The sequence below is a fragment of the Prosthecobacter sp. genome, from assembly GCF_029946185.1.
Classification (GTDB): domain Bacteria; phylum Verrucomicrobiota; class Verrucomicrobiia; order Verrucomicrobiales; family Verrucomicrobiaceae; genus Prosthecobacter.
The window spans coordinates 1-23623 of the sequence record NZ_JAQSEA010000217.1; the positions used below are offsets into that span (position 1 = coordinate 1).

A 23623-nucleotide genomic window follows, 5' to 3' on the forward strand; every position below is an offset into this window, starting at 1 on the left:
TTTCGTCGTCATAAAATCTGGGTGCATGAAGGCGGCATCAGCACACCGTTCATCGCGCATTGGCCGCAGGGAATCAGTGCCAGGGGCGAGCTTCGGCACACACCGGGACATGTCATCGACATTGTGCCCACGCTGCTCTCGCTTGCGGGTGGCGACGTCACCGCCATGCCGGAGAATGCGCCACCGCTTCCGGGGCGCAGTCTTGTGCCTGCGTTTGCAAAGAATGAGACGATCACTCGCGATTTCCTCTTCTGGCATCACTCCGGCAATCGCGCGCTGCGTGAAGGCGACTGGAAGATTGTCAGCGCCGCCGACAATGGCGATGTCTGGGAGCTTTACGATCTGAGCAAGGATCGTGCAGAGTCACACAATCTGGCGACGCAGGAGCCTGAGCGCGTGAAGGCGATGGCGGAGCGCTGGGAGAAACTGGAGAACGAATACGTCGCACAGGCAGGCCCGAAACCGGCAGGCAAGCCGGGGAAGGGAAAGGGCAGGAAACAATAGAGTGACGCGCGGGCTGGCTAGGCGGTGCTTGGAAACCACTCTGTGGACTGGTCTGCGCCAGCCCTTCTGGCGGAGCGCGGGCCTCCGAGCCCGCAGCACTTCGCGTGCATCCACATCTCCGCGCTTTTCCCTTCATCGTCTGCTCTGGAGTAGCGGCACCTTTTTCTGCTAAGAACTACTGCCGTGAACAATCACACGTTAGGTGTTTGCCACCTGCTGCGGGCTCGGAGGCCCGCGCTCCATCGGGGCATTTTTAAACACGGGCTATTCTCTGAGGGGGACGTTTTGCTCCACCTTGCCGGTGCGCGGATCAGCGGCCAGATGATGGGTGGGGGTGACTTTGGAGCGCACATTGGCGCAGCCTCCATCCTCAAGGCATTGGCGGATGGAGACTTCCAGTTGAGATTGCATGACGGCAGCATCGGCGTCGGGGTGAACGACGAAGAGGCACTCAATGGAGTCCGGCCCGGTCTGGCGAAACTGATAGGCGGTTATCAGCGGCTGGTGCTCCATGACGCTGAGAAATTTGGTACCAACAAAGATCAGTTTTTCAGGAGCCTTAAAAGTGTAGGTCAAGGCACCGCGTCCGCTCAGCTCCTCAATGACCTGGAACGGCCAGCCCGCCGGTGGCGGACCCAAACGAACCCGGTCATCAATGCGGTAGCGCAGCAGAGGAAGCGCTGTGTTGAACAGCGGGGTGACGAGGGCGTGATCCGAGAGCGTCCCCGCCGGGCATTCGTTTTCGTTTTGATCCACCGCTTCAAAAACAGCCAGGTCTTCGAAGACGACCATCTGGTCCATGCCCGCCCACTGGCGGGCGATGCCGAGACTTTCACCGCAGCCGTAGCCATTCAGGGGATCAATGCCAAACGCCTCCTGGCATAAGGTCCGGATGCCTGGCGTCAGGCTGTCGCCACCGGTGGAGATGGCACCACCGACAGCGGGCAGTTCCAGTTGCAGCGTGCCGTCCAGTTTGGCTTGAGCGAGGCGTCCGATCAGAGATGCGTAGCCAATGAGAATGTCAGGCTTCATTTCGTACAGTTGATCAATGATCTCCTGCCACGGCGCGGTGACGCTGATGGGTCTGTAGTCGCAGAACAAGGAACCAATCCAAGGACGTGTTTGAAGTAGAGCCGCTGAAACGGAAGGTGCGGAGGAGCAGATGAACGAGGCCGCCACCGGGCGCTTGCCAAACAGAGACGGTTTTGGCGCAGAGGAATTCTTGGCCGTGGGCGCAGTGCGGACGGCGTGGGCCGCGTGATTCCAGTCCACCGAAGTGATTTCGTGTGGAATGGCAAGGGCGGCCCCCGAGGTGCCCGAAGTCATGCTCACCATCCAGCGGCCATGCAGCAGCTTGCCCCAGTTTCGCGGATTCTTTAAATGCTGCGCAAGTGCTTCCCTGTGCAGTCGCGGATCCGGCACGATCTCATTCCAGTTTTTCACCAAAGTGGCCTTGGTGAGAACGGGAATGTCTGACAGTGCACAACGGTCCAGATCCAAGCCCGCCAGTACACGACGATAGTAGGGACTGGTAGCAAAGGCACGACGGGCCAATGCACGCCAGCGCTGCTCCTGGAGCGCGAGCATGTCGGAACGACTCAGACTCTGAGCGTGACGAATGGACCTGGACGCACGGTAAAGATTTAACAGCCTGAACATGCCTGTGATTTGCCCCAACTCCTGAGGCTCGCAAGAGCGAAAAACCAAGGTTTTCAGCTGGGTGCAAAGGGGGCGCGCATGAATGGCATCATGCGATTTTAACTATGCCATTGGACATTAATCATTAATAACGCGGCCAGCGATGGTCCCAGTTGCGATTGAAGGGGAAGCCAGATCAGCCACCATGGTCAGAGAAATTGAATTCAATTCATATCGGAATATCATCGAGTCCTTCCGGCGCGCATCTTACGGCGCGACCATTACTCATGTATTGGATGAGTTTGATGAGAAGGCCCATCATTTTGCCTTGTTCGACAAAAAGGACAAAATTTTAGGAGTCACGCGTGTGCTGCGCAGTGATGAGGTGGCGCAGTTCGAAATGATGCAGGAGTCGCAGTTGAAGGATCTGGTGCTGCCGCCAGCGAAACTGAGCCTGGAGCTTTCACGCGCCTGCACCAGCAAGGGCAGTGGCGGTGTGCATCTGCTGAATTTGTGCATGGGCATCAATAAGTACGCGGTCGAATGCGGGGCCGAATATCTGATCACCAAGACGGGGAAACATCTGCTGTCTTTGTACCAGCATTTTGGTTTCACCACCTTTGGCCCGCCGTTTGTCTCGGACTTCTTTGAGGACAAGCGTCCGATCTATCCGATCATGTATCGCTGGACGACGGTCAAACGGGAAGAGCCGGAGGAAGAGGTGCTGGTTTGGTGAAATGCTGACTGCCTCAAGTGCGGCCGTATGATCCCTCTTTTCCTCACGTACCCACAGTCATGATTTCATCCCCGGTGGCCGATTCTGTTGCTTTGCGCGTCTTATGGTTGCGTGTGGGCGGCTGCCAGGTGCAGCACAATGGAGGCGCGATCTATGCGTACCACCTCATGACGCATCTGATGAAACATTGCCATCTGCATGTTTTGGAGTCGCACAAGCCCGGCGACGAAGGTTGTGACGAGGCTGTTTCTTATGCTCACGAGCGGGAATGCGTTTTTTCTCAGCTCATGGAAGAATGGGCACCCCGCAGGTTCTTCAGCTTTATCTGGCCGATCGTGCACAATCTATTCGCTTCGCGCGAGCCCTTCTCATTGACCCTGTTCCACAGCGAGAAATTCGCGCAGCGCGCCCGCGAACTGGAGCAGAGCGGCCGTTTTGACCTCATCATAGCAGACGGGCTTTACGTGGCCCCGGTGCTCGCTTCCTGGACGGCACCGCGCAAGACGCCTGTCCTGCTGCTGCAGCAAAATGTGGAGGCTCTGATTTGGAAGCGCTTGTCGGAACTGCAGCGCAATCCCTTCGTCCGCCTGTTTTTTTGTGAGATGGCGCGGCGCATGAAACGGCGCGAGCCTCAGTTGTGCCGGTTGTTTGACGGAGTGACCACCATCTCAGATCAAGACGGCATCTATCATCGCGAAACCTACAGGCTCGACAACGTCCTTGGCTGCGTGCCGGCAGGGTCCAACCCCGATGCGCGAGGGCTGTCTTCTGCGGTGTTTGAGGAGAGTACATCACCCTGCATTGCCTTCCTCGGCACCATGAACTGGCCGCCAAATGCCGACGCAGCCTTCTGGTTCATCCAGGAGATATTGCCCGCAATCAGGCAAACGGTGCCTGACGTGCGTTTTCGTGTCATTGGCCGCGATCCTCCCGAGGCTTTGAAGCGGATTGCTGCCGCAGACCCTGGCATCGAAATCACCGGCAAAGTCGTGGAGGTTTTGACGCCATTGCGGGAGTGTACCGTGCTTGTCGTTCCTCTCAGAGCAGGCAGTGGAGTGCGTGTTAAAATCTTGGAGTCCATGGCCGCAGGCGTTCCAGTGGTCAGCACCACCGTGGGTGCGGAAGGGCTGCACATGCGCCACGGGCAGGAGCTTCTTCTCGCAGATGATGCTCCGGCATTGAGCGCCGCCGTTCTACGCATGCTCCAGGACAGCAGTCTGAGAAAGACCCTCGCAGAAAATGCTCTGCACCGTGTCACTCAAGAGTTCGCCTGGAGCAAAAGTGCTGAAAAACTCAGAGACTACGGTGCGGAGCTGCACCGCAGAAAGCACACTGCCTGAAACTCCGCTGGGACCCACCTCAGCCTTCTTATAGCGTTTTCAAAAACTGGTTTCCGGAACGCGGCGCATGTTGACGCTCGACGGCGCTTGGACCTACCTCGCGCCATGCACGCGCATGCCCAGCGCAGGTAGGGCTGGCTGTCGTCAGCCAGCCGCCGTCGAAGCCCATTATCTGCTAGCTAGAAACAGCCCGCTAAACGGAAACGAGTTTCAGAAACTGCTCTATACCATGAGCCGTTGAAAAAGAGTCTGGATACGTCTCAATCAGAGAAAGAGTTATTCGGCTGAGATACAGGCATGTTTTCAATGGGGCGCGGTAGGCTGATGGCGTAGCCATCCAAGCTGGTAGCGAGGGGTTGAGCGCAGCGACACCCCTCGTATTCGTTGAGCCGACGCAAACGCCCAAGGCCGCATCGCGGAGCGATGCCAGCGTCTTCTGTGCCGTATCGCTGGCGTGCTGGCATCACTCCGTGATGCACACCGTTTTCCTGCGTGTGGGCGCGCCTTACGAGGGGTGTCGCTCCGCTCAACCCCTCGCTACACGCTGTTATCGCTCCGCGATTCAGTCCAACTCGCGCGGCGGCGGAGGGTTCTCATGCGCTAGTGATCTTCGTGCAAGAAAAAGCCCGATAAACGGAAATGAGTTTCAAAAAACTGCTCTGTACCATGACCGGTTGAAAAAAGCCGCATCGTTGAGGTTGATGCCCCTCACCGATTGGTCGATCCCGACCAGGGCAGGGGGACAAACTGTTGAATTTTGCCAGAACGTTCGTCTGGTTCAATGAACTGAACCGGTCGCGCTGACGCGTCCACCTTGTGACAGCCGCATGAGTCCAGATGAATGCGCATGTTGGTTTGAATTTCATGCGCGAGTGACGCCACGTCCTCGCCTGGAACCGGTGTAAACAAGCATTCCACACTGGATGGGCTGGTCTGGCGTGCCTGCCAGTTGACCACACGTGGATCGGTCTCAGAAATTCCAAAAACGTTCATCCCGACCACAACACGCTCTTCGGGCATATAAAAGGTGAAGGTCATGGTGGTGCGGCCCATGATTTCATCAATGCTGCGGAAGGGCCAGCCTGCCAGCGTGGGTCCGAGCCGGACACGGTCATCCAGGCGATAGCGCAACAATGGAAAGGCCCGATTGATGAGCGGCGTGAGCAGGACATGATCTGAGATTTCACCCTCGGGCACGGGCTGGTCGTGGGAGTCAACCGCCTCGAAGGCTGTGAGATCTTCCAAGAGCATGAGGCGGTCAACTCCGTGCCACTGGCGTGCGATGGCCGGCGATTCACCGCAGCCGTAGCCATCCAGTGGCTGCACATGAAATGCCTGCTGACACAGCGCACGAATTCCGGGTGTCAGGACATCTCCTCCCGTCGAGATGCTCGATCCAGCAGCGGTGAAATCCAGATCGAGGCTGCCCTCAATCTGCGCCCTCGCGAGGCGTTCGAGGATGGAGGCATAGCAGATGATCACATTCGGTTTGAGCCGATTGAGGCGGTTAAGAATATCGGGCCACGAGGCCCCGGCATCTATCGCGTGACAACTGCTGAACAGGGCTCCAATCCAGGGGCGGGTGTGAAACAGCGCTGCCGAAGCCGATGCGCAGGTTTCCCAGATGAAAACCGCCATTCGCGGCCTGCGCCGAAAGGGGAGCAATGACGAACGCTTGCCAGTCTGGGCCTTCGCACCATTGCGGGCGGCATGCACAGCATGAAGCCAGTCCACGGATGCCACGTCATGCGGAGTGATGATGGGGATGCCCGAAGTCCCCGAGGTATGGCAGACCAGCCAGCGCCCTTTGAGGAGGCGATTCCAGTTGGCAGGATTTTCCAAATACTTCTCCAAAGCCGCACGGCGCAGGCAAGGCTCAGCGACAATGTCATCCCAGTGCTCGATGAGCATGGGTTTCGTCAGCGGTGGAATGTCCGCCAGCGAGCAGCGATTCACGTCGATTCCACTCAAATGGCGACGGTAGAACGGGCTGGTCCGCAGCGCATGACGAGCGAGGCTGCGCCAGCGAGTCTCCTGCAACGCGAGCAATTCTTGCCTCGTCAGTGTTTGTGCATGGCGGAGAGACCGGCTTGCGCGAATCAGAGTCCACAGTCGAGACAATTCAGAAATAAGCACTGGAGGTTATAAGGGTGCCAAGGCTCGACGGGCACTACTTGATGCCGCCAATCTTGCAACCCTGCGCAGGCTCCTGCGGGGCAGGGACGGGCTTGCTGCTGAGGATGGCATCCAACGCATCGCGCAGATCTTTCGTCGTCGCGGCACGCTGGCGTTTGGTGGGGCCGAGGTAGAGGTCGTTGATGCGGCCTTGGTAGAGGGTTTCGGCTTTGGGTGAGAGCACGATGGCTTCGGGTGTGATTTTGGCCTGCACCTGCTTCGCCAGCGTTTGTTCTTTGTCGAGCAGCACGGAGGCTTTGACCTCGGAGAGGATGGCGTGCTCCATGGCGACTTCCTTGGTGATCTCAGGATCGGAGTGTACGAGGTAAACGGCCACGCGGTCGCTGTAGTCAGCGGTCACCTGGTTAATCTCCTTCATGAACGACTTGGTGGTCGAGCAGAAGGGCGAGACGAAGAAGAGCACGACGGCTTTCTTGTCGCCAACCGCAGCAGGGTCGTAACTCTTCCCATCCGTGGCCGGGAGTTCGAGTGCGGAGGCGATGCTGGTGAACAGCAGTGTGGTGAGAATGACGAGGAGGCGCATCTGGATTGATGAGATTGGATCAGTGAGAACGTTTTTTCAGCCACAATCCGTGCACTGTATCGAACAGTTCGTACAAGATGAATCCTACAGAATGGAGGACCAGGGGGAGAATCCAGCCGAGAAAAAGCATCGGCAGGGTTCCATTGTTGTTAGGCGTTATCATTTTACCTGCTTCGCGTCCATAGATTCGTTCCACCCACTCGGGGATGAGGAAATCAGCAGCAAAGTAGGCAAACACTATCAGGCACCATCCAATCCGAATGGAAATGCCGAGTCGTTCCCTGCGGAACCCAGTGATGATGGGGGCGAGCAAAGCGATGACCATGAGAGCCGGTGCTATCGCTTTGATCGCCGTCATGATGGATGACTCAGACTGCGGTTAACGCAGCCACCGCGGCATCCAGCGACGCTGCGTCTTTGATGCTGATCACCTTCACGGACTTGTCGATCTTGCCCATGAGTCCGGCGAGGGTGGTGTCAGGGCCGAGCTCGATGAAGGTGCTGTGGCCTGCGGCGATGAGGTGCTGCATGCTTTCCACCCAGCGGACGCTGCCGGTGACCTGGCTGGTGAGTGTGGAGCGGATTTCTTCGGGGGTGGAAACAGGGCGTGCTTCGAAGTTGCAGACGACGGGAACGCTTGGGCTTTGAATCTCCGCAATGGTGAGGGCCAGGGCGAGCTTGTCCTGCGCGGACTTCATCAAGCGGCTGTGGTAGGCTCCGGCGACGGGCAGGGGAATGGCGCGCTTGATGCCTTTGTCCTTCGATTTGGCAGCAGCATCGGTGATGCCTTCGGCGCTGCCGCTGAGGACGATCTGGCCGGGGGCGTTCAGGTTTGCGACATCGACATCGCACTCCTGCGCGAGTTCGCGGATGGCGGATTCCTCACCACCGAGAAGGGCGAGCATGGCCCCTTTGGTGTTGTCGCAGGCTTCTTCCATGAAACTGCCGCGCTGAAAGACGAGGTTCAGGCCGGTGGCGAAGTCGAAAGTGCCAGCAGCGGCATGCGCGGTGAATTCACCGAGGGAAAGCCCGGCGGTGGCGGTGATGTTGAGATCGGGCAACTTGCTCTTCAGCACTTCAAGGATGGCCAAACCGTGGGCGTAGAGCGCAGGCTGGCAGCGGGAAGTCTTGGTCAGTTCCTCCATGGGGCCTTCAAACATGATGTTCGAGAGCGAGTAGCCCAGAGTGGCATCGGCCTGATCAAAGAGGGCGCGGACGGTGGGGTAGCTTTCGGCAAGATCTTTGCCCATGCCGACTTTTTGGGCGCCTTGACCGGCGAAAAGGAGGACTACGTTCATTCGGAGATGCTGGATACGGGAGGTGGGTGGTGAGATGAGAGTGAGGGAATACTGAGCACGGGCATGAGGAGTGGTCAAGGAGTGGTCAAGGAGTGGTCAAGGAGTGGTCAAGGAGTGGTCAAGGAGTGGCTGTGAGGGAATCGTCTTCGCCCATGAAGTGACGCCTCCACCTTCTCGTTGGAACCCTCAAACAGGTGTGTCTGTCGTGCTTCAAACTGCAGAGACACTTCCCCAGGCACCGCCGCCGGGTGTCTCGATGATGACGCGATCTCCGGGCTGGACGGGGAAGGAGGTGCAGCCTTCGAGTGTCGTTGATTGACCCTCGCGCAGCAGAGTTTGTTGGCCGGTTTTTCCCGGAGAGCCGCCATGCAGGCCGAAGGGGGACTCCACGCGATGCTGGGTGAGGAGGCTGACGGTGAGGGGGGCGAGGAACTCGAATTCGCGGATGACGCCATCGCCGCCGTGCCACTGGCCCTGACCACCGGAGCCGCGACGGATGGAGAACTGGCGCAGGCGCACGGGGTAGCGTTGTTCGATGATCTCGGGATCAGTGATGGCGGTGTTGGTCATTTGCGTGTGCAAGGCATGAGCGCCGTGGTAGCCCGCGCCAGCGCCGGAGCCTCCGGCGATGGTTTCGTAATAGCCAAAGCCTGCGCCGCCGAAGAGGAAATTGTTCATCGTGCCCTGGCTGCATGCCTGGAGGCCGAGGGCTTTGATGAGGGTATCGACCAGGCGCTGGCTGACTTCGACATTGCCGCCGACGACGGCGGGATCGCGAGAGGCATCGCCGGTGAAGGTGGGATTGAGCAGGGACTCGGGGCAGATGATTTCCACGGGCTCCATGAGTCCCTCATTCAGCGGCAAGTCTTCCTGGAGCATGAGGCGCATCACATAGAGCACGGCGCTGCGCACGATGGCGGTGGTGGCATTGAGATTGCGCGGATGCACGCTGGAGGTGCCGGTGAAGTCGAGGATGAGTTTGCCGGCGGACTTGCGCATGGAGACGGCAATGATGGAGCCGTCATCGAGTTTTTCCGTAGCGGAGATCGCAGCGGGCAGGCGATTGATTTGTGAGCGCATGACCTCGGCGGAATGATCGAGGATGCTCTGCATCATGACCTGCAAGGAGTCGTCTGCCAATGCACGCAGACGCTCTGCGCCGTGGAGATTGGCGGCAAGCTGGGCGTGCAGGTCTGCGAGGTTGTCGGCGAGATTGCGTGTGGGGTGGACTGCGGAGGTCAGCAGGGTGCTGATTTCATCAAAGCAGGAAATACCACCACGTATCAGATGGCGTGGTGCCATGACGACACCTTCCTCGATCAAGCGCGTGGCATTGGCGGGCATGGAGCCGGGCGTGATACCACCGATCTCGGCATGATGCGCGCGATTGGCAATATAGCCGATGAGTGCATTCTTTGAATCATGCACGGGCGTGATGAGGGTCACGTCGGGTAGATGCGAGCCACCGTAGGCGGGATGATTGGTGATGATGGTGTCGCCGGGCTGCATGGCGATGGCTTGCGCGACTTCGCGTACGCAGACGCCCAGAGCGCCAAGATGCACGGGGATGTGCGGGGCGCTGGAGAGGAGGCGGCCGTGGGGATCGAGCAGCGCGCAGGAGAAGTCGAGGCGCTCGCGGATGTTGGTGGAAATGGCGGTGCGGCAGAGCAGGGCACCCATGTCGCTGACAATGGAGTGGAAGCGGTGGCGCAGGAGATCGCGCCCTAGCGTGGGGGCGGGGCCTGACGCCTGATCACAGCGGAGTACATGGCCGAAGCCTGTGACTTTTTCAACCCGCCAGCCGGGGGCGATGACGATGGTGCTGAAGGCGTCTTGGATCAGTGCGGGCGCGGGTTCGAGCGGTTCTGTATGGAGTGCATTGGCCTGTGCGCTGCATTGGGCTTCGCGCAGGATGATGCGAAGGCTGACGAGTTCGATCTCGCGATTGGCGGGTGGTTTGTAGCCAAAGAGGCGTTCATAAACCGCACAGTAGAGATGTGGTAGATCGGCGGGGTCGGTGAACTCCACCTGCAACGGGGTGTCCTGCCCTTTGAGGCGAAGCTCGGCGATTTGAGTGCGGTCTTCCTGCGGCAGGGCTGCGAGTTCGGCAGTCAGCATTGCTTGCGCAGCCGCCAGCGGCAGGCGGATTTCTTTTTCGATGATGCGTTCAGGGACGGCTTCTTGCAAGCCGACGGCGCTGAGGATGCCTGCGTGCTCGGGCACGAGGATGGTCTGCATGCCGAGAGATTCGGCCACGGCGCAGGCGTGCTGGGGACCGGCACCGCCAAAGGCGAGGAGGGCGTGATCAGCGGGATCAAATCCTTCGCCAATGGAGATGCGGCGGATGGCATCGGTCATGTGCTCAATGGCGAGGCGGAGGAGGGATTGAAGAAGTTCGGCCTCAGAGCCGGTGCCGCCGGTATGGGCATGGAGTTCCTCCAAGCGCTGCTGTGATGCGGCGACATCGAGTGGAATGGGAGCGCGTGCGGGGTCGAAGCGGCCGAGTAGCAGATTGACATCCGTGATGGTCAGCGGGCCGCCTTTGCCATAGCAGGCGGGGCCGGGATTTGAGCCTGCGCTTTGCGGGCCGACGGCGAGGCCGTGATGGGTCAGGTGGCAGATGGAGCCGCCGCCTGCGGCCACAGTTTCAATGGCGACGCAGGGCGCGAGCAACTGCATGCCTGCAACGTTTTGAGAAAAGCGGTAACCGGGGCGGGTGTCGATGCGTGCCACATCGGTACTGGTGCCGCCCATGTCGAAGGTGATGATCTTGGTGAGGCCGAGTCGGCGTGCGGCATTGGCGGCACCGATCGCACCTCCGGCTGGACCGCTAAGCAGCATGTCCTTGGGCCGGATGTCATCGGCGGATTTGAGGCCGCCCGCGCTCGTCATCACCTGCATGTCGGGCGACACGCGGCGGATGCCATTGAGGAAGGACTGTACGGGCGCGTGCAGGTAGGCGTCTGCCACGGTGCTCTGAGTGCGTGGCAGGAGCTTGGCAAAGGCGGCGGTTTGATGTGAGAGGGCAAGGTGCGTGAAGCCGCACTCGCGCAGGATGGCGGCGACGCGCAGTTCATGCTGCGGATGCGCGTGGCCGTGCAGCAGGGAGATGGCGGCGGTGGTGATGCCCTGGGCGATGCATTCATGCGCGGCTGCGCGAACACGGGCTGCGTCGAGCGGTTCAAGCACCTCGCCGGAGAGGCTGATCCGTTCCGGCACTTCGCAGGTAATCTCGTGGAAGATGACGCGGGGTTCGTGCTTCAGTGCGAAGAGATCGCTGCGGCGCTGATCGCCCATTTGCAGGAGATCGCCGAAGCCGCGCGTGATGAAGAGGGCGATGCGGCCGCCCTTGTGTTCCAGCAGCGCATTGGTGACACGCGTGGTGGCGATGCGGAGATTCAGCGGAGGGAACTCGTGGCCCGGTGGGGTGTGGGTCAGGATGCGCGCGCCGAGTACCGGGGCCTCTTCGCCCGTGGTGAGTTCCAGCAGCGTACCAGTCGGCCATGATGACGGAGCATCGAGTGCGATTTCGCCTGTGGCATTATTGAAGGCCGTGATGGTGAAGGCCAGCGCACTGCCAACGTCGCTGGCCTGAAAGCCTACTAGGAAACTGGCAGGCAGGGGAGGAAGACCTGAAAGACGGACAAGCGGGGGCATGCTGCCTGCGACGATGGCGCGCAGATGACCGGTGGAGAGTACTTTGCAGCGTGATTCACGACCCTGAGGGTCGAGCGCGTGGCAGTCCGTGAACGTGCCGCCGGTATCCGCTGCGATGCACCATTTCACGGTTATTTAGGTGCATTCGGAGGAGTTGCGAAATCCAGGTCAGGCACCCAGCGCAGTTCCTTGAAGGCATCGTAGTACGGCTCGCAATTGGGGGCTTTGAAAGCGGCCACGCCACGCTTCACCCATTCATTGCCTTTGTCGGGGGCGCCTGTCTCAAAAGCGATGGCCGCCTTGCAGAAGTAGTAGGCCGGGGTGTCGTCCATGAAGGTGAAATTTTCCGCGATAATCTGGTCGGCGGCAGCGCGGTGGCCGAGCTTGAGCTCACACAGCGCGCGTTTGTAATGCACCAGATGGCGGATGACCATGGGCAGCTTGGGGTAGTCTGTGATCAGCTTGGTGAAGGCTTGCAGTGCCGCGGTGAAATCGTGCTTCACAAAGTAGAATTCGGCGAGATTGAACCTGGGCAGCGGGCTTTCAGGCTGGAGCTCGGCGGCTTTTTCAAACTGGGGCAGCGCGAGGTCGAAATCACGACGGCGCGGCGCTAGGTAGATGTCTCCCCGCAGCGCGTAGATGTCGGCGAGATTGGGACTGAGCTTCTCGGCGGCATCCAGCTTTTCGAGTGCTTCGGAGTAGCGCTGCTTCACCCGCATGTCGCGGGCTTCCAGCAGCAGTTTTTTGACGTCATCAGAAACCGTGGGCTTGCCGACGGCTTTAGACGACTGCGCCAATGCGGAGGCGAGGCCGAGCGTCAGGAACAGAAAGATATGAAGCAATCGCATGGGCGGATGGTAGAACGTGAAGGGGAATCAGGCAAGGCGGGCACGCATGCTAGTCTCGGCACCATCGCACAGGCTGCGGAGCATTTCAGGGCTGAACCACTCGGCTCCAAGTGACAAAATCGTTTCACGCACCATGCCGTCGGCGGAGACGACGCGCATAGGGCGCTCCGGGATGTATTTGGCCACGAGGCGCTCGATGATGGTGTCTGCCGTGGTGCCGGAATCGGCGAAGATGATTTGCAGACCCTGGGGCTCGCGCTCCTCGTTGGTGCCTTGGCGGGCACCATCGAAGACCACGACGACCTGCATGCCGCTCATGTCTTGAAGATTGCGCAGACGTTTCAGCAGTTCCGTTCGCGCGAGATGACGGCGTGAGGCGACACGATGCTCGCGCTTAAGTTCCGGCCAGGCGTGGATGACGCTGTGACCATCAACGAGCAGGTAGGTCAGGGGAACTGAAGTTGCAGGTTTCAAGTTTAAGGTTTCAAGTTTTAAGTCGCGCCGCTGCCGTGACAGCGTTTTGGAGCTTTTAGCAGGCCAAGCGGCACACGAAATCACCTCGAGACCCTCGCATGAATAACTTGAAACTTGTAACCTTAAACTTGTAACTTAAATCGGCGTGGCTTTTGCCTGCTCGTACGCTTCGTTGATGAAGCAGAGATCCCCGAGGGCGTCTTTGAGGGGATCGATTTCTTTGGCGCTGAAGCCGAGGTGGAGGTGGCGGCGCCAGCCTTCGGCGTACTCGAACTGGCCGGAGAGCTTGCCGAGCGCGCGGGCGGATTCATCCATGCTGATGAGGTAGGAGTCCATGCCTTGGCTGACGTCGAGCCAGTGCTTCTGGCTTTCGTGAGCGGCGAGAGCTTCGCGCTTATGAGCGTGGACGCTGGTGGTGTCCACATACTGCCCGGCCTGGAGTTTCTGGCGCAGCGGGTCGCACTGGCCGTGCGGCATGGCGTGATAGACGGTCACATCGTGCGAGTAGGATGGGAGATGCGGATCGGTCTGAAAATTGGGAATGCAGTGGGAGAAGGCTGCTGTCACGGCGAGGCGGGAGGCCTGCATGTGGTCTTCCATGTAGTCCGCAGGGGCGTGCGTGAGGACAATGCTGGGCTGGGCCATGCGCACGATGGCGGCGACTTTGCGCAGGTGGGGCACGGAGTAGGTCAGCTCCAGGTCATCGCTGATGGGCGGATAAAAGGTGGCACCGAGGATGCGTGCGGCCTCCTGGCCTTCTTCGAGGCGCTTCTGGGTCGTGGTGGGTCCGTCCATCTGCACGGAGCCGCCGTTGCCGGTGCAGAGATTGATGTAGTGGATGTCCCAGCCGCGTTCTTTGAGCAGCAGCAGGGTTCCGGCGGCGACGAATTCGATATCGTCAGGATGGGCGAAGATGGCGAGGGCGGAAGGCATTGGGGAATGGACGAAAGTAGTTCAGAGCTTTAGCTCGTTCTGGAAGCGCAGGGTGATCTGTGAGCCAATAATGATGGATGATTATCCCGGCAAGATGAAAGCACCGGCACAAGCGGCCCGCCTCTTAACGCGAATGCAGAAGAATGACCGCGAATGTCAGTCATCTTCATTCGCGTGGGCGATGGCTGATTACATCGCGAAGATTTTGTCCATGCGTTCGGTGAGCATCTTGAGGCCACCAGGATTGATGCCGCCGCGTTGTTCGCTGATGGCCCAGCCGGTGTAGCCGACGTCGTCGAGGGCTTTCATGATGGCGGGCCAGTTGTTGTCGCCTTCGGTGAGGTTGCAGTCGAAGCCTTTATAGACGCCTTCCTCCTTCATCTTCTTGGTGCTGTACTCTTTGACGTGGATGCGGTTGATGCGCTTGCCGAGGATCTTGATCCACTGCTCCGGCCAGCCAAAGCGCAGGACGTTGCCGATGTCGAAATGCCAGCCCACGATGGGATCTCCGATTTCGTCGAGATAGCGCACGGCTTCGAGCGGGCTGAGGATGAAATTGTTCCAGACGTTTTCGATGGAGATCTTCACGCCGAGTTCCTTGGCCAGTGGCACGGCTTTTTTAAGCTCGGCGATGGAGCGCGTCCATGCGACGTCATACGGCACCGTTTCACTGACCACGCCGGGCACGACGAGAATGGAATCTGTACCGTAGGCTTTGGCATCGCGCAGGGTGGTGAGCACGCCTTGGAAACCCTCTTCGCGGATCTTGGGGTCGTCGTGGGTGAGTGTTTGCTTCCAGTGGGTGTGGCAGCACACGCTGGCGGCTTGCAGACCGGACTGGCCGAGCGCATCGAGAACCTCCTGCTGATTCATGCCCGCTGCGGGCTCGACGCCTTCGTAGCCTGCCTCCTTGGCTGCTTTGTATTTCTCAAGCAGCGTGCCTTTGATGCCGAGCGTGCCGCCCATGATGGCCTTGCGCAGCTTGCGGGCGGGTTTGGCGGCTTCCTGAGCGGTGATGCTGCCGGAGGCGGCAAGGAGAGCGGTGGATGAGAGCGAGTGGATGAATTGACGGCGTGAGGTCATGGCGTGAATGTACGCACATCCATGACGTGAGTTGTCACAAACCGTCAATACAAACTTCAGGGCATTAGGCGGGGCCTAATGCCTGGCATGAATGGCACGCGGTTAAGGCCGTTCATCGTGGTTCATCAATCTCACTGTGAGTGCGGCACGTGCGCAGCGGGAGGCGTCACAAACGCTGCTGGTGAGCTCGATGTGTGGCGAAGGTGCTGGGTTGGCTTCCCTATCGGGTGCAAGATGACCCAGGGGCACCTCGCTGAGGCTCGGCGGCCCTAGGCTGAAAGACGCAACCCCGTTGGGGTTGAAACTGACTGATAAAGCCATGCCGCATTCGAACGACCACTCGCCTTGACCAAGTGCCATTTTTTGCCCGGCATTGACGATGCAAAGCGTCAGTGCACGGCGGCGACCCATATCAGCCGTTCTTTGCCAGCAGCGCTTTGGCGGCTTTCTCGATCTTCGGCAGCAGATTGGCCGGAAGTTCGGTGAGCAGCGGCAGCACGGGGCCGGTCTGGGCCACGCCTGAGAGTTCGACGGCGTGATGCAGCACGAGGATGGGGCTGTGGGCATTGCGCAGGTCTTCGAGGGCGACGAATTCTTCGCGGATCGCTTCGGCAGTGTCCCAGTCTTTTTTCAAGATGGCCTGGAGCAGGGCGGTGGAGCGGGAAGGGGCGATGCAGACGCAGCCAGCGGTGAAGCCGGTGACGCCGAAATCACGCAGATGGATGATGGAGGGCTGCTCGCCGATGCCGCTGACGATGAGCTTGGGGTCCACCAGCTTGAGGAGCTTCTTGAGGTAAGGGTCCTTCTTCGGGTCTTCCTCGACGATGGCGTATTTGATCCAGGAGATAAGGCCGTCATTGACGAGTTCGGCGGCAATCTCAGGGGTGACGTAGGCACCGTCCTTGATATAAAGCACAGCCTTGATGCCGGACTTCTCCACGAAGTGGCGAATGGCAGTGGCGACACCGGCGGGCTTGGACGGGAAGAGCGTGGGCAGCAGCATCGCGGTGGGGAAGGCGAACTCGCTGAGGATTTTGGCCTGATCCATCGCGGTGCCGTACATTGGGCCGACGGAAGGAATGATCCACATGTCTTCAGGGGAGACATCGACGAGCATCTTCAGCAGCGCGTGGTACTCGCTCGGGGCGATGTTGTAGAGGTTTGCATTGCCCCCGTAAAGCAGCGTGCGGATGCCGCCTTTGTACATGTGCTTGATCAGACGGCTGTTCTGCGACTTGGCCAAAGACATGTCCTTGTTCCGGCACAGTGGTGGTACTGCGATGACGGATGACTGCAGGTCTTCAAAGGTAACGGGGGTTGTCTTCATGGATACAGTACAGGAGCGCAGACGGCGACGGCTGCAAAGAAAATCAGATTCAGTTTTAGGGGAGGTTTACTGTCCCTCAATGAAGCTAAGAAGATCTGCCATGTCCTCGACGCTCATACCGGTCTCCAAACCTTCCGGCATCAGGCTCTGGCCGGTGGAGCTGCTGCCTTTGATCTCCGAACGCTGCAGGGTCTTCTCCAGACCACCCATCATCTTGATCGTCACGCTAGATGCGGTATCATTCGTAATGATTCCTGCTAGAATCTGACCATCCTTCGTATTGAAGTTATAGGCAATGAACTGAGAGGCAACCTCCTTGTGGGGTTCCAAAATAGCCGTAAGCAGCGCCTCACGGCCCTTAGTTTTTACCGTGACGAGATCCGGTCCCACCTGCAACCCGATGGTTCCAGCGCGGTGGCAGGCCACGCAACGTGCCATGTACTGCATCTGGCCTTTCTTGGCATCTCCCTTGGCGGCAATGGCGGGTTTGAACTTGGCGGTGACTTCCTCGCGTGATGGCGGAATGACTGAGGCAAGCGCTGTTTTGGCTGCTGCCGCGACCTTGGCGGACTTGTGTTTGAGGAGAGCCTGGACTTGAGAGGCGGTGAACTCTGTTGGCTTGACAGCGTTGGATTCCAGCAAGGCGATAGCGCGGTCTTCGCGGGCGAGGAGTGCTTCGAGGGCCGCTTCTTTGGCGGTGGGTCCGAAGCCGGGCCAGCCTGCGATGAGTGATTTTGTGATCGCGGGTGAACTGCTTTGAGCGAGCGTGTGGATGGCGGCGGCTTGCACTGCATCGGGCTGACCTTGAGCGAGGCATTGAATGAGCGCATCGAGGGTCTCCGGGGTCTGCTGCAAGGCGAGCAATTGGAGTTCCGCCACTCTCTCAGATTCTTTGATTTTGGGATCTACCACCCTCTTTGCAGCTTCTGCCAGCAAGGCTTTCATTTTCATGGTCTTGTCTGCACGTTGCAGATTACTGCCGGATGCTTTCAAGCCCGCATCCAAAGCTTTGAACAGAAGGGGCAATGCGCCCTTCAACTGCTTTTCCTCAACCAAAAACCCCACCATGCTGCCTGCCCACTCTTCAGATCCGGGCCGTGCAGCCTCGGCTCTCAACAACGAGGCCAATGCGCTCATCCATTCGGGCTTCTCCACGGCGGCTTGCTCCATGGACGACCAGAGTGCTGTCATGCGGTGCGTGCCATTGAGTCCTGCGCTGAGCACAAGAGGATGAGCATTTGTCTTCTGTAAACATTTCCAGACAATGTCCTCAACCCAGTCATTGCCAGAGAAACGCGATCCTTGCTTTTCTGCGAGGGGTTGCTCGCTTGCCACACGGGCAATGGCCATCAAGACCCTGGGAGAGTTCCATTTATCGACCAGGATTTTCAACGTGAGTGCCTCCTCCTCTGAAGCCTTGGTCACTTTATTCAGCGCTCTTTCAACGACCTGAGGATCTGCATCATCAAGGCAACGAACAATGGCCGCTTCACTTAGTGCCCCCAGTCCCTCCAACGCTCCCAGCGCATGGAGTTTCGCCAGCGCGTTGTCGCCACTGAGCACCTTCTCCAGCAGCGGTACCGCCGCCTTGTCCTGCCGCTCAAAGAGAAGGCGCTGCGCGGTGTCGCGGTGCCAGCCGTTCGGGTGGCTGAGGGTCTGCACGAGTTCTTCGGTGCTGGCTTTTCCAAGGGCCACTTTTTGGCCGATGCGCTCGGCTCCTTTGTCTGGAACTATGCGGTAGATGCGGCCACGGGTGTTGCCGTTGTTGAGGTCGATGTGTTTTTTGATCTCGTCGGGGATGCTCCAGGGATGCTCGATGACCTCGCGATACATGTCGCAGATATTCATGCAGCCATCGGGGGCGTTGGCGAAGTTGACCACGCGCACCCAGGTGTCCTTGCTGGCGGCGAATTCAAAGCCGTGCTCGTCGGCGGGGCGCTCGCCAATGAGGCTGATGCCGTCGGGCGAGGGCTTGATGATCTTGCGATGCACAAGCTGGCCACCTGCATCGCCGGTGAAGCTGTTGTTCGCGAAGTCTGAGCCGTAGGCATCGCCACGGTAGATCGTGGTGCCGGTGGCTCCGGTGAAGTAGCCGCTCACACGCCCGCCGCCTTCCACGCCACCTTTCACCACCCCGGCGATGCGCCAGCGGGTGCGGATGATGCGCCAGGGTTCATCCGGGCTGAGGCGAAAGACCTCCGCCGCACCTCCATCGACCGCGATGCTCTGGCGTGCGGGCGGCATGGGGTAGTAGGGGTTGCGGTTCGCGTATTTGTCGTCGTAAACCCAGTATTGAAGGTGGTCGGAGTTCGAGCAGCCGAACTTGCGGCCGTAGTTGTCAAAGCTCATGCCATACTGCGCGCCGCCGCCTTCGAGGCCGAACTCCAAGGTGCGCGGATCAAACCAAAAGTCCTTGCCGCCGAGCTCGATGCCGGGCAGTTCCGGGCGCTTCAGGCAGGTCATCACGCCACGATTGCCACCACCGGCGAGGATGTGGATGCGATTGTCCTGGCCCCACATCGGACTGTTGGCGAGGCCCTGTACATTGAGCAGCTTCAAGCCCGTGCCGAAGCCGGTGAAAACCTTCTCGCGCACATCGGCTTTGCCATCGCCATCGGTGTCTTTAAAGAACCACAGGTCGGGCGTGGCGATGACGTAAACGCCGCCGTTGGCACAAATGAGGCCGGTGGGCCAGGCGAGGTCATCGGCGAAGACCTGGCTCGTCTCAAAATGGCCGTCGCCGTCTTTGTCCTCCAGCATTGAGATACGGCCCAGATGGGGCGTCACATCGCGCATCTCGCTGTAGTCGATCATCTCGCACACAAACATGCGGCCGTTTTCATTATAGCTGACAGCGATGGGCGAGCGCACCTGCGGCTCGTTCGCGGTGAGTTGCAGCTTGTAGCCTTTTTTGACCTGCCAGGTGGCGATGGCTTCCTTTGGCTCTACAGCGGGGTAGCGCGGCAGGTCCTTGCCGGGATCCACGGCCACGGCATTTTTTGTTTCACCGTAGGCCTTGGCGTAAGTCGTCTTCGACTTGAGGCCATCCGCCTGGGCGAAAAGGGTGGAGCTGAAGGCGAACAGCAACAGGAGAGAACAGGCGGCGGTCTGAGTCATGCCGAGATCATACGGAGTCTTGCGGCGGCATGAACAGCCGAAAGTCGCTCATGGTGGTATTCTTGTGATGGGGGGAATTGCAGGAGCGCGGAATTCCGCAGCATTCCGCCGAAGTCCCAGTCCCCTTATCACGCACTCTTCTCTTCAAGCCGAGAGGCGGAGTGTCTGCGGTGTTCAACGCTGCCTCGCATGCGCTGGAGCGGCGATGATTTGCGAGAGTGCGGAGGTACAGGTGCTTGCGGAGTGCTGCGGACTGAAGTCCGTGCGCCGTGGAGCGTCTCGTGGTTTGCGTGGACTGACCGGCTGGCGAAGAATCACCGGCTCCCGCTTTCAAACGTCTTGTGATGGGCGTGGTGCTACAAAGCCCGTCGAAAGCGGTAGCTGCGCTCGTGCCCCGCTGCGAGACCGCAGTCCAGATGGATTGCGGCGAAGCGCTTCTGCGCGCTACAGCACGGTGTCATTCACCACCTCGTTGCGCTCATTGAGCAGCAGACGCTTGGGGATGATGGGATTTTCGCTCTGACCCCAGGCCATGATGGTGACACGGTGGCCGGTGTTGATGAGATGGGCTGCGGCGCCGTTGACGATGATCTGCCCGGAGCCGGCCGGGGCGGGGATGACGTAGGTTTCCAAGCGGGCACCGTTGGTGATGGAGGTCACCAGCACTTTTTCGCCCACCCAGAGGTCGGCTTTTTCCATGAGATCGGTCGGAATGGTGATGCTGCCTTCATAGGCGATGTTGGCATCGGTGATGGCGGCACGGTGGAGTTTGGATTTGAGGCAGGTTCTAAGCACCCGCAAGAGTGCTTCATGGGTGACGAGGGGTCAAGTATTGGCTCGCTTGATGGATTGGTTTGATGGAACGGCAGAAGGGTGGATGATGCGGTAATGAGATACCGCGACCAACGCCGCTCCGAATCCGCCCCCCCACGCCCGCACTTCACCCCACGCAAGAGCATGGGGCAGAACTTCCTGCAGGACGAGGAGATCGCCCGCTGGATCGGGGATCAGGTGCAGCCGGATGGGGCGGATCTTGTGGTGGAAATCGGCCCTGGCATGGGGGCTTTGACGAAGCATCTGGTCGGCAGGCCCAAGAAGCTCATTTTGATCGAAAAAGACTCTCAGCTCGCGCCGGAGCTGCAAAGCCAGTTTGAGGGGCGCAGCGATGTCGAGGTCATCCACAACGACGCCACACGCATCAATCTGCGCTCGTGGTTCAAGCACGGCCCGCTGCGCATCGTGGGGAATCTGCCGTATTCGGTTGGCAGCGAAATTTTGAAGCACTGGCTCACCCCGCCGTCGCCGGTGGGCTGCGCGGTCTTCATGCTGCAAAAGGAAGTGTGCGACCGGCTGGCCGCTACCAGTGAGGACGATGCCTACGGGGCGCTGAGCCTGCTGGTGCAGAAGGACTGGAATGTGGAAATGCTGCGGGTGGTGCCGCCGGAGGTCTTTGTGCCCAAGCCCCGGGTGGACTCCGCCATCATCCGTCTCACGCCGCGAGATCCCGCCTCGCTGCCGGTGTTTGATCACGTGCTGTTTGATCGCCTCGTGCGCATGGGATTCTCACAGCGGCGCAAGCAGTTGAAGAATCTGCTGCCGGAAGCACCCGGTGGCTGGGAGTCGCTGATTGAGACGCTCGGCGTCACAGCGATGGTGCGCGCGGAGGGGCTGTCGCTGACGCAGTGGATCCAGATCGCCCGCCATTATGAGCAACGCCATGAGGCGGATGCCGGGCAGAAGGCCAGCGAGATGTTTGATGTGGTGAATGAGCGCAACGAGGTCGTCGAGCAGCGCACGCGTGGCGAGGTGCACCAGCGCGGGCTGCTGCACCGTGCGGTGCATATCTTTGTGATCAATAAACGCGGGTTCATCTACCTGCAGCAGCGCTCGCATCTCAAGGATGTGTCGCCGCTCAAATGGGACAGCAGCGCAGCCGGGCATCTGGATGCCGGGGAAGGCTACGCCAGCGCGGCGGTGCGTGAACTGGGCGAGGAAGTGGGCATTCACGTGGAAGCGACTGAGTTGGTGGCTGAAATCCCTGCGGGGGACAATACCGATCACGAATTCGTGGAACTCCATATCGCCCGTCACGACGGCCCTGTGCATTGTTTGCCGGAGGAAGTGGCTACGGGAGATTGGTTCAAGCCAGAGGATATTTCGACCTGGGTGGACGCGCGGCCGCAGGATTTTGCGAAAGGCTTTGTGACGTGCTGGAAGGCGTGGAAGGAGAAAAGTACTCGCGAGCTTTAGCTCGCTTCTGGGAAGCGCCGATAGCACACGAAGTTCAAAACTGGCCCCTCCACGCCTCAATCACATGTCAGTTGTATCCTGCAATCAACGCCGCGCATTTCTGGTGAGTGTGCTCTGTCAGCTTGCGGAGTTTCCAGAGTGAGCTGAAGCTCACGAGTACTTTATTGTGCCAGCATGCCATTCAAGCCGTTCAATCCAAACGAGAAGGTGCAGCGGCATCGAGGCAACCTCCCGCATTGGCAGCAGCAGGGGACGACTTACTTTGTGACATCTCGCCTCGCGGATTCGCTGCCTGCGGATGTGCTCGACCACTGGCGTAGACTGCAAAAGGCATGGTTTGATGCCCATGGCATCAGCTCGGTACTGCGGCTTGATCACCTCACCGAAGAGCAGCGGCATGAGTATCATCGTGAGTTTACGGCTCGATTTCATGAGTTGCTGGATGCCGGGCATGGCGCATGCCCGCTGGCTGATCCTGCCTGCGCAGATGTGTTGATCCGCAAGCTGGTGGAAGGACATGGGAACGCCTACCATCTCGATGCCTGGGGCATCATGCCCAATCACTTTCACGCCATCGTCGAACCCGCAGAGGGCAGGGAATTGGGTGACATCATGCAACGATGGAAAGGAGGCAGCGCCCGGGAGATTAATCTAGCGCGCCGAACTTCAGGCAAACTATGGCATCGCGAGGCTTTTGACCACATCGTTCGCAGCGAAGCGCAATTGAACCACTTCAGGCGTTACATGTCGATGAACCCGGCCAAAGCGAGCCTGAGGGGCGGCTATGTGCTTGGTGTTTCTGCTGAGTCGGGATTGAGTGCCGGGGACGTGTTGGAACGGTTTGGTCTGCAGCCAAAGTAAAGTACTCATCAGCTTTAGCTGATTCTGACTTTTGGGTGCTCGCGGAGCTTTTCCAGAGTGAGCTAAAGCTCACGAGTACTTTGTTTTACCTCAGAGTCCTCGGAATAAACAGTGACTGCATCCCTGCCGCGTTCGCTGCCTGGATGCCGCTGTTGCCGTCTTCCAGCACGAGGCATTCGCTGGGGGCGATGCCCATTTGCTCGGCGGCGAGGAGAAACATGTCAGGGGCGGGTTTGCCGTGTTTCACCTTCTTGGGGGTGATGATGATGGGGAAGAGATGGATCAGGCCGGTGGCATCCAGGCAACCGCGCACGGTGGATTCTTCGCTGCCTGAGGCCACGGCGATGGGGAAGCGGCCTGCGAGGGATTTGGCAAACTCCGCCACGGGGCCTACCGCTTGCACTTCAGGGATGCGTTTGGCGAAGATCTCCATCTTCAGCTCGTCCACACTGAGGGGGTCGAGATTCGTTCCGTGCTTGGTGTTGAGCTGCCTGACCACGTCCTGTTCCTTCATGCCAGCGCTCGCGTAGAACTCCTCCTCGGTGAAGACAAACGGAGCATTATGCTGGTTCAGCGCATCGGTCCAGGCGAGGTAGTGCAAAGGCATGGAATCGACCAGCGTGCCATCGCAGTCGAAGATGTAGGCTTGAAAAGGGTAGTCGGGAATTTCGAGGGGCATGAGGGTGCGTTCATAAACCTCAAACAGGGCAATGCGGCAACTGCACAGTTGCACTTCGGCTCAGGGGCCGGTTCATTCTGCCTACTTCCAAAGGCCAGTTAGGATTGTATTTCACCTCGGCAAGAACCTCCATAAACGTTCTTCAATGCTGCCCAGCTC

At 59.3% G+C, this 23623-nt stretch carries 19 protein-coding genes; 5 read left to right on the forward strand and 14 right to left on the reverse strand.

From position 1 onward, the window contains the following. On the forward strand, positions 1–504 hold a 504-nt coding region (locus PSV43_RS18275), incomplete at its 5' end, for a sulfatase/phosphatase domain-containing protein (RefSeq protein WP_300200690.1). A 264-nt stretch (positions 505–768) separates the two neighbouring features. Here PSV43_RS18275 and PSV43_RS18280 read toward each other — a convergent pair. Next, complete coding sequence (locus PSV43_RS18280; RefSeq protein WP_300200693.1) at positions 769–2091, reverse strand: hypothetical protein; 1323 nt, start codon at positions 2089–2091, stop codon at positions 769–771. A 256-nt stretch (positions 2092–2347) separates the two neighbouring features. Here PSV43_RS18280 and PSV43_RS18285 point away from each other — a divergent pair, with 256 nt between their 5' ends. Both PSV43_RS18285 and PSV43_RS18290 read left to right on the forward strand, forming a co-directional pair. Next, positions 2348–2878 (forward strand): GNAT family N-acyltransferase, encoded by a 531-nt coding sequence (locus PSV43_RS18285; RefSeq protein WP_300200696.1) that lies wholly within the window; start codon positions 2348–2350, stop codon positions 2876–2878. A 59-nt stretch (positions 2879–2937) separates the two neighbouring features. Next, a complete protein-coding gene (locus tag PSV43_RS18290) occupies positions 2938–4218 on the forward strand; it encodes a glycosyltransferase (protein ID WP_300200699.1) in 1281 nt (426 codons plus the stop codon). Positions 4219–4926: 708 nt separating this feature from the next. On the opposite strand, the gene PSV43_RS18295 is transcribed toward PSV43_RS18290, so the two are convergent. The 12 genes from PSV43_RS18295 to PSV43_RS18350 form a co-directional block, all read right to left on the reverse strand. Beyond that, positions 4927–6174, reverse strand: a complete 1248-nt coding sequence (locus PSV43_RS18295) for a hypothetical protein (protein ID WP_300200702.1) — start codon at positions 6172–6174, stop codon at positions 4927–4929. 214 nt (positions 6175–6388) lie between these two features. Then, the gene (locus PSV43_RS18300; protein WP_300200705.1) at positions 6389–6937 is read right to left on the reverse strand and encodes a redoxin domain-containing protein; all 549 of its coding nucleotides are present in this window, start codon (positions 6935–6937) and stop codon (positions 6389–6391) included. Positions 6938–6956: 19 nt separating this feature from the next. After that, positions 6957–7295 (reverse strand): hypothetical protein, encoded by a 339-nt coding sequence (locus tag PSV43_RS18305; protein ID WP_300200708.1) that lies wholly within the window; start codon positions 7293–7295, stop codon positions 6957–6959. 10 nt (positions 7296–7305) lie between these two features. After that, on the reverse strand, positions 7306–8313 hold the full coding sequence (gene fabD, locus PSV43_RS18310) for an ACP S-malonyltransferase (protein ID WP_300200711.1): 1008 nt from the start codon (positions 8311–8313) through the stop codon (positions 7306–7308). 132 nt (positions 8314–8445) lie between these two features. Further along, positions 8446–12021: a hydantoinase B/oxoprolinase family protein gene (locus tag PSV43_RS18315; RefSeq protein ID WP_300200714.1), complete on the reverse strand. Its 3576-nt coding sequence runs from the start codon at positions 12019–12021 to the stop codon at positions 8446–8448. Positions 12022–12023: 2 nt separating this feature from the next. Then, positions 12024–12740, reverse strand: a complete 717-nt coding sequence (locus PSV43_RS18320) for a tetratricopeptide repeat protein (protein ID WP_300200716.1) — start codon at positions 12738–12740, stop codon at positions 12024–12026. 27 nt (positions 12741–12767) lie between these two features. Further along, positions 12768–13214 (reverse strand): NYN domain-containing protein, encoded by a 447-nt coding sequence (locus PSV43_RS18325; protein ID WP_300200719.1) that lies wholly within the window; start codon positions 13212–13214, stop codon positions 12768–12770. Positions 13215–13349: 135 nt separating this feature from the next. Then, positions 13350–14147: a PIG-L family deacetylase gene (locus PSV43_RS18330; protein ID WP_300200721.1), complete on the reverse strand. Its 798-nt coding sequence runs from the start codon at positions 14145–14147 to the stop codon at positions 13350–13352. A gap of 189 nt (positions 14148–14336) precedes the next feature. Then, on the reverse strand, positions 14337–15230 hold the full coding sequence (locus PSV43_RS18335) for a sugar phosphate isomerase/epimerase family protein (RefSeq protein WP_300200723.1): 894 nt from the start codon (positions 15228–15230) through the stop codon (positions 14337–14339). Between the two features lie 412 nt (positions 15231–15642). After that, positions 15643–16557: a dihydrodipicolinate synthase family protein gene (locus PSV43_RS18340; protein ID WP_300200725.1), complete on the reverse strand. Its 915-nt coding sequence runs from the start codon at positions 16555–16557 to the stop codon at positions 15643–15645. 66 nt (positions 16558–16623) lie between these two features. After that, the gene (locus PSV43_RS18345) at positions 16624–19674 is read right to left on the reverse strand and encodes a PVC-type heme-binding CxxCH protein (protein WP_300200727.1); all 3051 of its coding nucleotides are present in this window, start codon (positions 19672–19674) and stop codon (positions 16624–16626) included. Between the two features lie 444 nt (positions 19675–20118). Continuing rightward, the gene (locus PSV43_RS18350) at positions 20119–20469 is read right to left on the reverse strand and encodes an aspartate 1-decarboxylase (protein WP_300200729.1); all 351 of its coding nucleotides are present in this window, start codon (positions 20467–20469) and stop codon (positions 20119–20121) included. A gap of 93 nt (positions 20470–20562) precedes the next feature. On the opposite strand from PSV43_RS18350, the gene rsmA reads away from it, so the two are divergent. Continuing rightward, positions 20563–21924 (forward strand): 16S rRNA (adenine(1518)-N(6)/adenine(1519)-N(6))-dimethyltransferase RsmA, encoded by a 1362-nt coding sequence (gene rsmA, locus PSV43_RS18355; RefSeq protein WP_300200732.1) that lies wholly within the window; start codon positions 20563–20565, stop codon positions 21922–21924. 174 nt (positions 21925–22098) lie between these two features. Then, positions 22099–22785, forward strand: a complete 687-nt coding sequence (locus PSV43_RS18360; protein WP_300200734.1) for a transposase — start codon at positions 22099–22101, stop codon at positions 22783–22785. Positions 22786–22870: 85 nt separating this feature from the next. On the opposite strand, the gene PSV43_RS18365 is transcribed toward PSV43_RS18360, so the two are convergent. Continuing rightward, entirely contained in the window at positions 22871–23464 is a 594-nt protein-coding gene (locus PSV43_RS18365; RefSeq protein WP_300200736.1) for an HAD family phosphatase, read from the reverse strand. Positions 23465–23623 lie beyond the last annotated feature (159 nt).